Raw genomic sequence first — 14544 nt, forward strand, 5'->3', positions numbered from 1 at the left:
ACCTATTTATTTTTAGGTGTGTTTTTATCGTTCTACACTATCTCAACCGATAATTATTTTTTAGTTTTGTAAATATTTAAAGACCTGTTGTCCCGCTTGACGACCGAAGACAACTGTTTCAGCTATCGAATTGCCACCAATACGATTATTTCCATGTAAACCACCAGCTACTTCACCAGCCGCAAACAAACCTTTAATAACTTGTCCAGATTCGTTTAAGACTTGGGTCTGATGGTTAATTGCCACACCACCCATTGTGTAGTGAACGGCCGGAGCAATGTGAATCGCATAAAACGGTGCATCTGATATATTGCGTTCCATACCTGTTGTCCGACCAAATACCGTGTCACTTTGCGTTTTTACAGCTTGGTCCCAGTCAGAAACCGTTTGTTCCAAAACTTTTGGATCAACATTAATCTCTGTTGCTAGCTCTGCCAAAGTTTGACCTGCTTTTACTAAACCAACATGATCATAAAATTCAATTGCTTTAACACGATTACGAATATCTCGATCAAAGATTAAGTAAGCACCAGTTCCACCTAAATCGTCGATGGCTTTTGTGACATTTTTTCTCGTATCCAATTCATTAACGAACCGCTGACCAGCATTATCGACTAAAATAGCCCCCTCTCCACGAACGGCTTCACCAATCAAAAATGCATGTGGAGTATCTTGTTGAACTGTTGGATGAACTTGGATTTGGTCCATATCAACTAGCTTAGCTCCAACTTTTTGAGCCAACTTCAAGCCATCACCAGTTGCTCCCGGTTGATTAGTAGTTCGCAAGCTTAAAAGATCGGAACGATATTCAGCCAACAAATCTTTGCCAGCACCGAAACCACCAGTTGCTAAGACGACTGCATCAGCCTTAATCGTGACCTCCTGGTCAATTTCAGCTTTAACACCAGTAATTTGACCATTTTCAGTTAATAAATCAGTTACTTTAATATTGTCAAACAATGGAATCTCATCTTTAGCAACCCACTTCAATAATTCAGTTACTAAATAACCACCGATTGGAGCTAACGAACTAGGGCGATGTGTCCGCATCGTTTTCATTCCACCAGTGATAGTCAAATCATCAAGTTCAATACCATGTTGTGCCAACCAATCGATTGCTAAGGCACCGTGTTCTGTGAAGAACTTGAGTAATTCAGTATTATTTTGTTTGCCACCGCCGAGATAAGTTTCATTATAAAAGTCTTCAAAACTATCAACAATTTTGTGGTCAAGTTGAACTGAAGTTTCAGCAGCATTCATTCCTGACGATGCTCTGGTTGTATTACCACCAATTTTATCCATTTTCTCTAAAATAACTGGCGAAAGTCCGAGTTCGTATGCTTGAATGGCACTCGTTAGACCAGTTCCACCGGAACCAATAATGATAACGTCATAATGGTCCTTTAATTGATCAATTGTTGTTGGTTCAAAAACAAATTTTTTAGCCATTTTAGTTCTCCTCAATATTAGTCATATCAATCGGTACGACCCATTTATCGAACTGTTCTTCAGTTAATTTACCTGACTTGAGAGCGGCAACTTTCAATGTTGTCCCATCATGTAACGCTTGTTGGGCAATTTCAGCACTCTCATGATATCCAATATGTGGTGATAAGGCAGTAACTGTCATCAATGATTGATCAACTAGTTCAGCCATCCGTTTTTCATTGACCGTCAAACCAGCAATCATTTTATCGGCAAAGCTAGTCATTGTGCCAGTCAATAATTCAGCTGACTCTAGGAAAGTATAAATCAACACTGGTTTGTAAACATTCATTTCAAAGTTACCTTGACTAGCAGCAACATTGACTGTGACATCATTTCCCATAACGCGGACTGCTGCCATCGTAATTGCTTCAGCTTGGGTCGGATTAACTTTCCCAGGCATAATTGATGAACCAGGCTCATTCGCCGGAATATTCAATTCACCATAACCAGATCTTGGACCACTGGCTAGAAAACGCACGTCATTAGCAATCTTCAAGAGATCACTGGCCAATGTCTTGATTGCACCATGGACGACATTTAAGCCTGAATGAGCAGCTAATCCATAAAATTTATTCGTTTCAGCGGTAAATTCATGTTCGTAAGCCTGACTCATTTGGTCAGCTATTTTATCGGCAAAACCCGGAGCGGCATTTAAACCTGTTCCGACGGCTGTTCCACCCATAGCTAATTCACCCAGTGTTTTATTCAACGTTTTCAAATAATCTAAATCATGTTCAAGCGCACTGACCCAACCACTCACTTCTTGCCCAAAAGTTAATGGTGTGGCGTCTTGCAAATGTGTCCGGCCAATTTTAACGACCTTCCAATACTTAGCTTGTTTTTGTTTTAATTCATCAATCAAATGTTGTGTTGCTTCTTCAAGCTTATCAACTGCCATGGCGGCAGTAATATTCATTGCTGTGGGGAAAATGTCATTGGAACTTTGACCATGATTGACATCATCATTGGGCAAAATTTCAATTTTACTATTAATTCTTTGAGCCACATGGGCAACAACTTCGTTCACATTCATGTTAGTTTGTGTTCCAGAGCCTGTTTGGTAAACAACTAAAGGAAAATCTTTACGTAAGTCAGCATCTTCAAGACTTAGAAGTTGGTCAATTGACTCAACAATCAAGTCAGCTTTATCGGCAGAAATTGCTTGAACTTCTTTGTTAGCAATCGCTGCAGCCTTCTTTATTTGTAATAAAGCTTTGATAATTTCGAGTGGCATCTTCGCACCAGTTGAGAAATTATTACGACTACGTTCAGTTTGAGCGCCCCAGAGTGCATCAACTGGGATTTTAACAGCACCGAGTGTATCTTCTTCAATTCTATAATCAGACATTTTTTCCCTCCAAAACAAAGTAATTACCTTAATTATAGCGGAGTTGAAAGTTTGGACAAAACAAAAAGAGCGTGTTTTTCAACACACCCTTAATTTTTAAATCAGCACTCCGACACTCAAGAAAACCAGTATCAAGAGAACTATCATAACTAATAGTTTCATCACAAATTTAAGCCATTTATCAAAACCAACGTTAACCATGGCAAGTGATACCAAGATCAAACCTGTTGGTGCAATTAGTCCAATCAAGCCCTGGCCCCAGTTATACGCATTGATAATCATGGATCTGTCAATTCCCACAACATCGGCTAATGGTGCCATGATAGGCATAGATAGAACTGCCAAACCTGATGATGATTGAATGAAGAATCCTAAGATAATATATACGAAGAATAGTACACAGATAAATAGCACACTGTTCATACCTTTAATTTGGTTACTGAAGTAGTTCATGATGGTATCACTAACAAAACTCTTTTCCATTACGATACCAACTGATCTAGCCAAACCAACGGTCAAAGCAACACCTAACAAGTCTCCAGCCCCGGAAACGAAACTATCAACAAACTTGCTTTCTTTCAAACCAGCTGTAAATATCAAAACGTAAGTTACAGCCAAGAAAACAACCGCAATTTCAGTGAAGTACCACCCTAGTTGTTGCACACCATAAATCATCACAACGAAACCTAATGCAAAGACAATCAGTGATAACTTCTGGCGCATTGTAAAATCACCTTTGGAGTTTAAATCTAAATCGCCTAAGAATTTCTCTTTATCAGACTCCGCTTGGTCAGCAACAAATGATTTGGAAGGATCTTTTCTAACTTTTTCAGCGTAGTGAATCGTGTAAATAATTGAAATACCAATTGATGCGACCCACATCAAAACTCTCATTGGCATACCGTCAGTGAAATTGATTCCGGCAGCGTTAGAAGCAATAACGGTCGAGAATGGATTAATGGTCGAACTCATTGAACCAATCGCAGTACCTAAATATACCGCCGCAACCACGGTCAACGTATCATACCCTGCCAATAAGAATATTGGAATCAAAATTGGATAGAAGGCAATGGTTTCTTCAGCCATACCAAAAGTAGTCCCACCTAAACCAATCAAGGCAGTTACAATCACAATCAACCACTTCTGCTTACCTTTCAACACTTCAGATAAACGCATCATTCCGGAGTTCATCGCCCCAGTTTGATTAACGACCCCAATAACTCCACCAAGAATCAGTACGAAAACGATGATATCGACACTATCAACGATACCTTGAACTTGTGAAGTTAAAAATTGATTAATCGTCCCAAAGAGCCCTCGTTTGGGCTTTTTTATTTCACGATAAGTATTCGGAATGGCAGCTGGACGATAAATTGTTCCATCCTTAAACTTTGAAACATCGATTTTGATCTTATAATTATCGAGTGTCTTTTGTGTAGCACTCTTTTTGATTGTCTTACCAGATGCCTCGGTAATGACAAATTTATCCAACCCTGAATTGTATTCCAAGGTACTATATTTACCTGATGGAATAAAGAAAGTCAGAGCTTGAACCATAATTAAAACAATAATAATAACAGTATACGCGGACGGAAAGCTGTGCTTTTTCTTCTTAGCATTTGCCATGTTTGTCCCCTCTTTTCCCATTAATTAAATCCTTCACAATTCAATTATATCAGGAAAAGAAAACGTTTCCATTAGATTATTATTTTATTTATTTAATTTACGCTTACTGTCCTTAATGGCACGTAAAGCGCGCTTTCGAGTCTTAATGTTAGGACTCTTCAATCTACGATAAGCAGTTGCTGTAGTCATTTTTTCCATAATATTTCTCCCTTTTACCAACTAGCTTTTTTAACACCCGGAATCTGACCGGCATGAGCTAATTGTCTAAAATTCAAACGTGACATCCCAAATTTACGCATATAAGCGTGAGGACGTCCGTCTAATGAGTCACGGTTCTTTAAACGAACAGGACTTGAATCTCTTGGTAGTTTTGAAAGAGCGATGTAATTACCCTTAGCCTTTAGTTCCTTACGAATTTCAGCGTAACGAGCTACCAATTCCATTTGTTTCTTGTTTCTTGCAATCTTTGATTTTTTTGCCATTATTTTACCTCTTTAAAAATTTCCCTTTGTCTTGTTTTTGGTGAATATTTCATTAATTCCAAACGATCTGGATGGTTCTGTTTATTTTTACTTGTTAAGTAGAGACGCTCATTTGTCTTACTACACTCTAAAATTATATTTTGACGCATTATAAATCCTCTGTTTCTAAATAGTAATTTTTATCATCTATCTATAATATTCATTTTTTATTTGAAAGTCAATTATTTAGTTTTTGGGGGCCGCCTCCGGGTGTGAGTCAATGAATCCGGCTGTGAGGACCTTTCTCACATCTTTCAGCGGCATTAAAAAAATGAATTTTATGTGTTGACATTAATTCGGTACCGAACTATAATTCATTTTGCAATAAAGTTCGGTACCGAATTAATTTCATATAAACGAAAAGAGGAATTTTAAATATGAGTAAACTTACAGATGATTTAATGAAACAACTACGTTTTATCAGTGAAGCCGGTAACTACTTCATGAGCCAAAAGAAACAAAAGCTAACTGGTCAACAACGTGTACTGGCTATTCTCAAGCTTGAAGATGGCTTAACTCAAAACTATCTTGCCGAAGTTTTAGATCTCCGTCCTAGTTCAGTCGCAGAGCTATTGAAGAAAATGGAAACTAACGGTGACATCACTCGAACCGAAGATGAACAGGATAAACGAACAAAACATGTTCATTTAACTGATGCTGGTCGCCAAAAAGCTGAAACAAATGCCTCACTTAAAAATGACGATTATAGTGAAACTTTCTTTGCTGGTTTAAATGCTGATGAACAAACACAGTTCAGTGATTACCTTCAAAAGATTTCCGATGGTTGGGATGAAGATTTCCAAAAGAATTCCGCTAAGTTCGTTGATCCGACTGACAAATTCAAAGCTATGCTCAACATGCGTGATCAAATGATGCATATGCGTGATGATATGACCGATGAGGAAATTAACCAAATGCGTCATGAAATGAGAAAAAACATGCACAATATGCCATTTGATGGTCGTTGCCGTCCTGACTTTAGAATGCCAAGACATGACCATCATGAAGATGGTGATTTTGGACATGGTCACAGACCTGACTTTCGTAACAACTTCTGGCGTGGACCAGAATACTAATTTTAATTTTGTGAGGATATTACAATGCACAATGGAGCAATGATGGGACGTGAATTGCCAAAGCGTAACGGCACATTCAAGTTCCGAGATTTTATGCGTTTGATTAACAGTGTTAACCCTAAGAAATCACTCTTTATCTTGGGAATGCTACTAAGTTTAGTAACTAGTGGTGCTAGTTTAGTCGTACCACAATTAACGAAGGGTTTAGTCGATACGAGTGGACTTTCCAAAATTGATAGTAAAATGTTAGTTGTTTTAGTCTTAGCATTTTTAGTTCAATTAATTTTTGGAACAGTCGGCAGTTTTATTCTCCGTTATGTCGGTGAAAGCTCTGTCAAAACATTACGTGAAAAGTTATGGGCTCACCTATTACAATTACCCGTTGATTATTTTGACGATCATAAATCAGGTGAAACAAGTTCCCGATTAGTCAATGATACAAGTGTTATCAAAGATTTAATCACATCTCAATTTCCAAACTTCATCACCGGAGCTATACAATTAATCGGTTCCATGATTATTTTGTTTTTCATGGACTGGAAAATGGCTTCATTAATGTTTGGTATCATCCCTATCTTTGTCTTGATTCTATTACCAATTGGTCGAATAATGTCAAAACTAGGTCGCAAACTCCAAGCAGCCACGGCCGATTTTAATGCTGATGCTAGTGAAAAATTAGCTGAAGTTCGTTTAATTAAATCTAGCAACGGTGAAAGTTTTGAACGTACAACTGGTGGTAATTTTATCGACAAGATTTTTAAAGTTGGTATTAAAGATGCTCGCGTTGAAGCTGTTTTACAACCAATCATGACAACTGCCATGTTAGGAATCTTCGTTGGTATTTTAGGCTATGGTGCCGTTAGAATCCAACAAGGTACCCTCTCAAGTGGATCATTAGTTGCTTTCCTACTATATTTATTCAACATCATCACACCCGTAGCTAGTTTTGCTACATTCTTCTCTCAAGTTCAAAAAGCTATGGGTTCAACTGAACGCATCCAAGAAATCTTGCAAACCGAACCAGAGATAACAACAACTGGTAAAACGGTCAACGTTGAAGGACAAACTATTACTGCGGCTCACTTGGACTTCAGTTATGATTCTGATGAACCAATTTTGCATGACGTTTCCTTTGAAGCTAACCCTAATACAGTGATTGCCTTTGCTGGACCTTCTGGTGGTGGTAAATCAACTATCTTCTCCCTATTAGAAAGATTTTATCAACCAGACAGTGGTTCAATTTTAATCGGTAATCAAGATATTAAGAATGTAGATTTAGCTAATTGGCGTTCACAAATTGGTTATGTTTCTCAAGATAGTGCTGTTTTTGCCGGTAGTATTCGCGACAACCTGCAATATGGTTTAAATAAACAATTGACCGATGAACAATTATGGCACGGCTTGTCATTAGCTTATGCAGATGAGTTCGTTCGCAACTTCCCTGATCAACTTGAAACTCAAATCGGTGAACGAGGCGTCAAACTTTCTGGTGGACAAAAACAAAGAATTGCCATCGCCCGTGCCTTTCTCCGTGATCCAAAGATTTTGATGTTAGATGAAGCTACAGCCAGTCTTGACTCAGAATCCGAAGAAAAAGTTCAACGTGCTTTAGATCAACTGATGGTTGGCAGAACTACCTTAGTTATCGCACATAGACTCTCAACAATCGTTGATGCAGATCAAATTTACTTTATTGAACATGGTGCTGTTACTGGACATGGTACGCACCAAGAATTGATGAAGGACCATAGTTTGTATGCTCAATATGTGAAAGAGCAAGTTGTAAACTAGCGAGGGCGCAGACAGGGCGCATAACTCCCAAGCATTTTCGTAGAGCTGTGAATTGCACACTGATTTTGTGTGCGATTTACAGTTCTATGAAAAACGGAAGGAGTTGCCCTGTCGTAGCCCGTTTTAGAGCCATTGCATATATATGGTTTTGAACTTCCAAAATACTCAAAAGCAGGCACTGGAACCCCCTCCAGTAACCTGCTTTTTTATTATCCATTAAAAAATAGTTGGCACCAGCCCACCATCAACACGTAAGGCTTCACCAGAGAATGATGAGGCATCAGGACTAGCAACAAATGCCGCAAAGCGACCAATCTCTGCTGGTCTAATTAAACGTTGAATCTGGGAACGAGAACGATGATGTTTCATAAAATCCTTTTCCCATTTATCCCTTGGCAAATCACTATCCTTGTACATATCATCAAGCATCTTTTGCACACCTTCAGTTAAGGTTGACCCCGGCATGATTGTATTAACTGTTACATGCGTATCAACTGTCAGCTTAGATAGACTCTTGGCTAAAGATAAGTTCATCGACTTAGTCATGCTGTATTGTGGCATTTCACCAGAAGGCATTACAGCCTCTTCACTTGCAATAAAAATAATTCGACCAAAATCTTGTTTTAACATTTTAGGTAAGTAAAATTTGGCCAACGAATTTCCAGACAAAACATTAACACGGAAAAATCTTTCCCAAATTTCGTCCGTAATTTCTTCATACTCCATCGGTTGAAAAATACCCATATTATTAACTAAAATATCCACTTCTGGAACTTGGTCAAATAACTTCTGCCGGTCTGTTTCATTAGCTAAGTCAGCGGCAACACCCAATGGTTTAGTTTTAGGAAAATCATGTTTAATTTCTGCCACAATCAAATCTACCTCTGACTGTTTTCTTCCATTAATGATGACATTAGTTCCTTCACGAGCCATTTCAATTGCAATTGCTTTACCGATACCTTTAGTTGAACCAGTTATCAAAGCCACTTTATTTGTTAAGTGAAGATCCATAACATTTCCTCCTAATTAGAAATCGAATTCATCTGGGTTTGGTCCCACACGTAAATCTTCGTTCAAGGCATTAATTTTGTCCATATCTGCTTGGTCCAAAGTAAAATCAAAGACGTCCGCATTACTTGCCATACGATCAGGATGAACTGATTTAACAACTAGCAAGACATCTCTTTGAATATCCCAACGTAAAATAACTTGAGCAGTTGATTTGCCATATTTATTAGCGATGGCTTGTAAAGTAGCATCCTTCAAAATTTTACCTTGCATCAATGGTGACCAAGCTTGAATTTTAATGTCATGTTTAGCGGCAAATTCACGAAGCTCAGTTTGAATCAACTTAGGATGTGATTCGACTTGGTTCAAAACAGGTGTCACTGTTGCAAATTTAGCTAATTCTTCTAAATGGTGAATTTGAAAATTGCTGACACCGATAGCTTTAATTTTGCCTTCTTTATAAAGTTGTTCCAAAGCTAAATATGAATCTTTGAACGAATCGTCACCAGGCCAGTGAATCAAATAAAGATCTAAGTAATCTAAGCCTAATTTTTGAAGACTGTCATTGGCTGCAGCAATTGTTTCATCATAAGTTAAATGATTATTCCAAACTTTTGAAGTGATGAATAAATCTTCACGCTTAAGGTTATTTTCCTTGAGACCACGTTTGATACCTTCTCCAGTACCTGCTTCGTTACCGTAAACTTGGGCTGTATCAATCAAGCGATAACCTTGCTTAATACCGTTGGCAACAACATCAGCCGTCTCCTCGTTAGGAATTTGGAAAACGCCTAAACCAAGACCTGGAATGGCTGTTCCATTATTTAATTTAATGCGATCATTTAATGAAGTAATCATATAATTCTCCTTGTTATTGAATTCGTATTATTAATATAAACCGAATTGTAATAATTGGATAGTATGTACTTTTTAGTGTTATAGGTACTTTGAGGTGCCTACCAAATATGCCATCTTCAGAACCGAGGAAAATAAAAAAAGTATTAGAGAGAAAAATGATTTTTTCGCTAATACTTTTTTAAATTATCACAAATTTAGTTGATTACGCTTTAACGCTGATAGCATCTTTAATACTCAGAGCATATTCACCCAAGTTCTTCTGAACATCCCCACCGTCAGCTACAATTTGCACAACAGCACTACCGATAATGATACCGTCAGCAATTGTTGCCAATTTTCCAGCTTGTTCTGATGAATGAATACCAAATCCGATGGCTGCCGGAACATCAGTTACTTTTTTAATTCGTTCAATTGTCTCACTCAATTGTTGAATGGCTAATTCATCACGGACACCAGTCACTCCAAGTGAAGAAACAACATAAATAAAGCCAGTTGCTGATTGAGCAATTTTTTCAATTCGATCTGCCGATGTCGGAGCAATTAAAGGAATTAAATCAACACCATATTTTTCAGCATATGGTTTCAATTCGCATTGTTCTTCAATTGGTGCATCCGGAATAACTAACCCTGAAATATCTAATTCCTGACAACGTTGACAAAACTTATCATAACCATATTTGAATGGAATATTTAAATACGTTAGAAAGACGATTGGAACTGAACTTTTTTGACGAATTTTCTCAACAATTTCAAAAACTACGTTCGTATTTACATCTGCTTTAAATGCCCGTAAATCAGCTTTTTGAATGACTGGACCATCGGCCACTGGATCGGAGAATGGAATCCCTAATTCAACAATATCCGCTCCATTTTGAGCTAATGTTAAAACATTTGCCACGGTCGTCTCAATATCAGGATCATCAGCTACAACAAATGGAATAAATGCTTTTTTATTTGCGAAAACTTCTTTTAAATTACTCATCAATATCTACCCCTCTATACTTAGCAATTGAAGCAACATCTTTATCACCACGACCAGAAACAGTACAAATGATGATTTTATCTTTACTCATTGTTGGAGCCAATTTCATTACATAGGCTAAAGCATGGCAACTTTCAATTGCAGCAATAATACCTTCAGTTTTAGCAATATATTCAAAGGCATTAACCGCTTCATCATCAGTAATACCAACATATTTAGCTCGCTTTAATTCTGCTAAACGAGCGTGTTCTGGACCAACGCCAGGATAATCCAAACCAGCTGAAATGGAATATACTTGATCAATTTGACCGTCATCATTTTGTAAGAATAATGATTTCATCCCATGGAATATACCCACTGATCCACGTTCAATCGTAGCGGCTGTTTGATCAGTATCGACGCCTTTTCCAGCAGCCTCACATCCAATCAATTCAACATCTTTATCGTCAATATATTCGGCAAAACTACCAATTGCATTACTACCACCACCAACACAGGCAACCACAGCATCTGGTAAACGTCCTTCAGCCTCTAAAATTTGTGCTTTGGATTCTTTACTAATCACACTTTGAAAATCATGAACCATCTCTGGGAAAGGATATGGACCAACGGCTGATCCTAACACATAAAAAGTATCATCAATTCTTGAAGCCCAGTTTTGTAAAGCAGCATTGACGGCATCCTTTAAAACCATTGAACCACTAGTTATCGGATGAACTTTGGCACCTAATAATTGCATCCGATAAACATTGAGTTTTTGACGATCAGTATCGACTTTACCCATGAAAATCTCACATTTCATCCCGAAGAGTGCTGCAATCGTAGCTGTAGCAACACCATGTTGACCAGCTCCAGTTTCAGCAATTAAACGTGTTTTCCCCATTCTCTTGGCAATCAAAGCCTGACCAATAACGTTATTAATTTTGTGAGCACCAGTGTGGTTCAAATCTTCACGTTTGAGATAAATCTTAGCCCCACCGAGATCCTTAGTCATTTTATCTGCGTAATATAACAATGATGGACGGTTAGCGTAGTTATTTAATAAATCGTGTAACTCCTTCAAAAAATCTGGATCATCTTTATATTTGTTGTAAGCATTGGCAACATTTTTTAATTCATTCATTAACGTTTCGGGAATATATTGACCTCCGAATTCACCGTAATGACTAACATCTTTAGCTTCTTTTTGCATTTCTTTCATGGGAATTTCCTCCAGTTATAATTGATGTACTAATTTAACAATTTCAAAAATTTTTCGAGCATCCTTTTGACCATTTGTTTCCACCCCGCGAGAAATATCGACAATGTCCGGTTGGCTCAATTGTGTTGCTTGTTCAATATTTTGGATATTTAGAGCTCCGGCAATAATTAATGGCTGTGTGTGTTTAATATTTAAATTCGACCAGTCAATCAATTTACCATTGCCTTGACCGCTGTCTAACATTAAGTAATCAGCTTGCGTTTCTGCTGGAATCCCGGTTGGTTGGAAAACATTGATCACTGGTATATGTAATTTTTGTAAAGCAACCACCGTTTGTTCTGATTCTTGGCCATGTAATTGAATCATTGAAATTGCACCGCTGTTAAAAATAGCTATCATCTCAGCTAATGGTGCATTCACAAAAACACCGACGCTAGGTATTTTAGAATCCAATTCTTGACGTAATTTTAAGGCAGTTATTAAGTCTAATTGATGGCGTCCTTTCGCAAAAATAAAGCCTGCCAAATCTGGTTGAGCTTGATTGACTGCTTGAATATCAGCACTAGTCATCAACCCACATATTTTAATTTGTGTCATAATTTACACACTTTTAAATTTCGTAATTAATTTTTCTTTATCAGGTGCACGCATAAAGGTTTCACCGATTAAAACACCGTTAACTTGTGCGTCTTTCAGTCGTTTAATGTCAGCAACTGTTTTAATGCCGCTTTCAGCAATAAAGGGGATATCCTTAGGAACCAATGATCTCAAGTTGATACTATTATTTAAATCAACCGTGAAATCTTGTAAGTTCCGGTTATTAACACCAATTATTGATGCTCGTACCTTCAGAGCTCGTTGCAATTCATTCGGATTATGAACTTCGACAATTGCTGCTAAACCTAGTTGGTGAGCCAGATTCAAGTATTCATTCAGCTGATCATCACTCAATATGGCAACAATTAATAAAATTAAACTTGCTCCAGCTATCTTGGCCTGATAAATCATATAGGAATCAATTGTAAAATCTTTTCTCAACAATGGCGTTCTCGTCACTTTAGATATTTCTTGAAGATATTGCAAATCACCTTGAAAATAATCTGGTTCAGTCAAAACAGAAATGGCGTCAACTCCAGCTTTTTGATAATCTTCAGCAATCTGAAGATATGGAAAATCCTGTGCTATCAATCCTTTCGACGGTGAGGCTTTCTTGATTTCTCCAATAAAATGTAATTGTGGTTCCAAAAACTTATCAACAATTACTTGTGGATTCTTATTGGGGATTTGTTCAGCTAATTCTTGAAGTTGCTTCAACGGCATAACGGTTCGTTCTATTGTGATTCGTTTTTGCGTGGCAGAGACCAAATCATCTAAAATCAAGCTGCCACACCGTCTTCCGTCAATCTAACAAATTCATCTAATTTATTTAAAGCCGTTCCATCATCAATAACTTTTCGAGCCATTTCTAATGCTCGATTTAAACTAATCGTTGGTCTAGCCGTATGAATAGCTAAAGCTGAATTCAATAAGATAACATCCAGTTTAGCTCCACTAGCTCCATTTAAAATATCCAATGTAATTTGAGCATTTTCTGCAGGTGTTCCTCCAATAACAGCGGTTTTTTCAGCTCGATTGAGTCCAAACTGTTCCGGTGTGATTTCATATTTAGTAAATTTGCCATTGTGAACTTCCATAACGGTTGTTGGTGCGGAAATTGATGCTTCATCGAACCCATCTTGTCCGTGAATGACCATGGCATTTTCAATTCCCAGTTGATCCAAAACTTTTGCCATTGGCTCAACTAATTGTTCATCATAGACACCTAATACTTGGTTCGTTGCGTGAGCTGGATTTGCTAAAGGTCCTAAAATATTAAACAACGTTCTAATACCAAGTTCCTTTCTAACTGGAGCTACATACTTCATGGCTTTGTGATATTCCTGAGCAAATAAGAAACAAATCCCAATTTGATTTAAAATTGCTTCGCTACGTTTTGGATCAAGTTCAATCTTGACGCCTAGTGATTCCAGAACGTCCGCCGCCCCACTTTTGGAACTAGCAGCTCGATTACCATGTTTAGCAACTGGAATTCCCGTAGCAGCAACAACTAAAGCCGAAGTAGTTGAAATATTGAATGAATTAGAATGATCACCACCAGTTCCAACAATTTCCAAAACTGGTTCATTCGTCTTAAATCCTAAAGCGTGATTACGCATTGCATCAGCAGCCCCAGCAATCTCTGCAACAGTTTCTTTCTTAACACTTAAAGCTGTGAGAAAACTGGCAATTTGAACAGCTGACGTTTGACCAGTCATAATTTCATCAATCACTTGATTTGTTTCATCAAAACTTAAATCGTTACCTTCAGTTATTTTTTTAATCGCATTTTCAATCATTTTTAGTTCCTCCAAATTAAATTAATCGTTTGTTTGATTTAATTTGAAGTTTGCCATCGTTTATTTGTCATTGGTGATACCTCCTGAGAATAAAAAAAATCCGCCCATAAACGTATTAACGTTTAAGGACGGATTTACCGCGGTGCCACCTTATTTTAATAGACCGATAGTCTGAGAGTATACCAAAAAACTACTCAAATCCTATCATCCATTACTCTTAGCGAAGGACCAACATCCTCCCGACAACTT

The 14544-nt window shown here is 37.7% G+C and carries 15 protein-coding genes; 2 read left to right on the forward strand and 13 right to left on the reverse strand.

Annotation, left to right across the window (positions count from 1 at the left end):
• Nucleotides 1-60: 60 nt before the first annotated feature.
• From FD31_RS02545 to rpmG, 6 genes are all read right to left on the reverse strand, one after another.
• A complete protein-coding gene (locus FD31_RS02545; protein WP_057891207.1) occupies nt 61-1449 on the reverse strand; it encodes a flavocytochrome c in 1389 nt (462 codons plus the stop codon).
• A gap of 1 nt (nt 1450) precedes the next feature.
• Nucleotides 1451-2836 carry a class II fumarate hydratase gene (locus FD31_RS02550; RefSeq protein WP_057891208.1) on the reverse strand — a complete coding sequence of 462 codons (1386 nt, stop codon included), beginning with the start codon at nt 2834-2836 and terminating at the stop codon, nt 1451-1453.
• A 96-nt stretch (nt 2837-2932) separates the two neighbouring features.
• Nucleotides 2933-4462: a YfcC family protein gene (locus FD31_RS02555; protein WP_057891209.1), complete on the reverse strand. Its 1530-nt coding sequence runs from the start codon at nt 4460-4462 to the stop codon at nt 2933-2935.
• An 84-nt stretch (nt 4463-4546) separates the two neighbouring features.
• Complete coding sequence (locus FD31_RS14215) at nt 4547-4660, reverse strand: putative metal homeostasis protein (RefSeq protein WP_162258534.1); 114 nt, start codon at nt 4658-4660, stop codon at nt 4547-4549.
• A gap of 14 nt (nt 4661-4674) precedes the next feature.
• Entirely contained in the window at nt 4675-4944 is a 270-nt protein-coding gene (gene rpsN, locus FD31_RS02560) for a 30S ribosomal protein S14 (protein ID WP_057891210.1), read from the reverse strand.
• Entirely contained in the window at nt 4944-5093 is a 150-nt protein-coding gene (gene rpmG, locus FD31_RS02565; RefSeq protein ID WP_057891211.1) for a 50S ribosomal protein L33, read from the reverse strand. The genes rpsN and rpmG overlap by 1 nt, the downstream gene beginning before the upstream one ends.
• A gap of 267 nt (nt 5094-5360) precedes the next feature.
• Here rpmG and FD31_RS02570 point away from each other — a divergent pair, with 267 nt between their 5' ends.
• On the forward strand, nt 5361-6059 hold the full coding sequence (locus FD31_RS02570) for a MarR family winged helix-turn-helix transcriptional regulator (protein WP_057891212.1): 699 nt from the start codon (nt 5361-5363) through the stop codon (nt 6057-6059).
• A 24-nt stretch (nt 6060-6083) separates the two neighbouring features.
• Nucleotides 6084-7850, forward strand: a complete 1767-nt coding sequence (locus FD31_RS02575) for an ABC transporter ATP-binding protein (RefSeq protein WP_057891213.1) — start codon at nt 6084-6086, stop codon at nt 7848-7850.
• 216 nt (nt 7851-8066) lie between these two features.
• Here the strand turns inward: FD31_RS02575 and FD31_RS02580 are convergent, their stop codons facing one another.
• The 7 genes from FD31_RS02580 to trpD form a co-directional block, all read right to left on the reverse strand.
• Nucleotides 8067-8861: an SDR family NAD(P)-dependent oxidoreductase gene (locus tag FD31_RS02580; protein ID WP_057891214.1), complete on the reverse strand. Its 795-nt coding sequence runs from the start codon at nt 8859-8861 to the stop codon at nt 8067-8069.
• A gap of 15 nt (nt 8862-8876) precedes the next feature.
• A complete protein-coding gene (locus tag FD31_RS02585) occupies nt 8877-9716 on the reverse strand; it encodes an aldo/keto reductase (protein WP_057891215.1) in 840 nt (279 codons plus the stop codon).
• A gap of 202 nt (nt 9717-9918) precedes the next feature.
• Nucleotides 9919-10698: a tryptophan synthase subunit alpha gene (gene trpA / locus FD31_RS02590; RefSeq protein WP_057891216.1), complete on the reverse strand. Its 780-nt coding sequence runs from the start codon at nt 10696-10698 to the stop codon at nt 9919-9921.
• On the reverse strand, nt 10691-11899 hold the full coding sequence (gene trpB, locus FD31_RS02595; protein ID WP_057891217.1) for a tryptophan synthase subunit beta: 1209 nt from the start codon (nt 11897-11899) through the stop codon (nt 10691-10693). Before trpB ends, trpA begins: the two co-directional genes overlap by 8 nt.
• Before the next feature lie 15 nt (nt 11900-11914).
• Nucleotides 11915-12496: a phosphoribosylanthranilate isomerase gene (locus FD31_RS02600; protein ID WP_057891218.1), complete on the reverse strand. Its 582-nt coding sequence runs from the start codon at nt 12494-12496 to the stop codon at nt 11915-11917.
• A gap of 3 nt (nt 12497-12499) precedes the next feature.
• Nucleotides 12500-13279: an indole-3-glycerol phosphate synthase TrpC gene (trpC, locus tag FD31_RS02605; protein WP_057891219.1), complete on the reverse strand. Its 780-nt coding sequence runs from the start codon at nt 13277-13279 to the stop codon at nt 12500-12502.
• Nucleotides 13276-14295 carry an anthranilate phosphoribosyltransferase gene (gene trpD, locus FD31_RS02610; protein ID WP_057891220.1) on the reverse strand — a complete coding sequence of 340 codons (1020 nt, stop codon included), beginning with the start codon at nt 14293-14295 and terminating at the stop codon, nt 13276-13278. The genes trpC and trpD overlap by 4 nt, the downstream gene beginning before the upstream one ends.
• Between the last annotated feature and the right edge of the window lie 249 nt (nt 14296-14544).

Origin of the sequence: Companilactobacillus nantensis DSM 16982 (genome assembly GCF_001435815.1) — a bacterium.
GTDB lineage: Bacteria > Bacillota > Bacilli > Lactobacillales > Lactobacillaceae > Companilactobacillus > Companilactobacillus nantensis.

Coding starts and splice junctions, on each gene's coding strand:
- FD31_RS02585 (WP_057891215.1), bottom strand. CDS start 9,716: ATGATTACTTCATTAAATGATCGCATTAAATTAAATAATGGAACAGCC.
- FD31_RS02555 (WP_057891209.1), bottom strand. CDS start 4,462: ATGGCAAATGCTAAGAAGAAAAAGCACAGCTTTCCGTCCGCGTATACT.
- trpA (WP_057891216.1), bottom strand. CDS start 10,698: ATGAGTAATTTAAAAGAAGTTTTCGCAAATAAAAAAGCATTTATTCCA.
- trpB (WP_057891217.1), bottom strand. CDS start 11,899: ATGAAAGAAATGCAAAAAGAAGCTAAAGATGTTAGTCATTACGGTGAA.
- FD31_RS02545 (WP_057891207.1), bottom strand. CDS start 1,449: ATGGCTAAAAAATTTGTTTTTGAACCAACAACAATTGATCAATTAAAG.
- trpD (WP_057891220.1), bottom strand. CDS start 14,295: ATGATTGAAAATGCGATTAAAAAAATAACTGAAGGTAACGATTTAAGT.
- FD31_RS02580 (WP_057891214.1), bottom strand. CDS start 8,861: ATGGATCTTCACTTAACAAATAAAGTGGCTTTGATAACTGGTTCAACT.
- FD31_RS02570 (WP_057891212.1), top strand. CDS start 5,361: ATGAGTAAACTTACAGATGATTTAATGAAACAACTACGTTTTATCAGT.
- rpsN (WP_057891210.1), bottom strand. CDS start 4,944: ATGGCAAAAAAATCAAAGATTGCAAGAAACAAGAAACAAATGGAATTG.
- FD31_RS02550 (WP_057891208.1), bottom strand. CDS start 2,836: ATGTCTGATTATAGAATTGAAGAAGATACACTCGGTGCTGTTAAAATC.
- FD31_RS14215 (WP_162258534.1), bottom strand. CDS start 4,660: ATGGAAAAAATGACTACAGCAACTGCTTATCGTAGATTGAAGAGTCCT.
- rpmG (WP_057891211.1), bottom strand. CDS start 5,093: ATGCGTCAAAATATAATTTTAGAGTGTAGTAAGACAAATGAGCGTCTC.
- FD31_RS02600 (WP_057891218.1), bottom strand. CDS start 12,496: ATGACACAAATTAAAATATGTGGGTTGATGACTAGTGCTGATATTCAA.
- FD31_RS02575 (WP_057891213.1), top strand. CDS start 6,084: ATGCACAATGGAGCAATGATGGGACGTGAATTGCCAAAGCGTAACGGC.